The 444-nt window shown below is 48.6% G+C and carries 1 protein-coding gene; it reads right to left on the reverse strand.

Annotation, left to right across the window (positions count from 1 at the left end; all coding sequences use genetic code 11):
- On the reverse strand, positions 1 to 444 hold a 444-nt coding region (locus tag VSX58_RS22465), incomplete at both ends, for a type VI immunity family protein (protein WP_327619990.1).

Consider the following 444-nt stretch of genomic DNA (forward strand, 5'->3'; position numbering starts at 1 on the left):
CAGTTTACCGAGCGGATACCGTCACGCCCGGTTTCCCAAGTGTTAGAGTTGGTAATATCGATAGCCAGAAACGCCTGGCCGATCTCATATTCCAGATGCTGGTACTTATCGCGTGCATAGCACTGCTGCACGCCCAGTCCCGCCAGCCCGTACAGCGGTTTTAAATGCTGGCAGAACTCTAACAATAAGGCTTCAACGCGTTGTCTGTTATCTTTCAACTCCTCAACAGGCAAATAAAACCTCACATAACTAACTGATTTATGAACATATTCAAACCAGTCAGCAGGAGATACCATACTGATGAGATAATCGCTGGCATAGGTGGTGCCCTCTTCCGACGCCCACCAGAAATCCATATGGTCGCCCTCTTCCGCCAGCATCTGCGCCTGCTTTTGTTGCAACGAGCGTTTACGGTAGAACTCCTTTTTCTTGGGATCCTTATAA

Source organism: Brenneria populi (assembly GCF_036016195.1).
Classification (GTDB): Bacteria; Pseudomonadota; Gammaproteobacteria; order Enterobacterales; family Enterobacteriaceae; genus Brenneria; species Brenneria populi.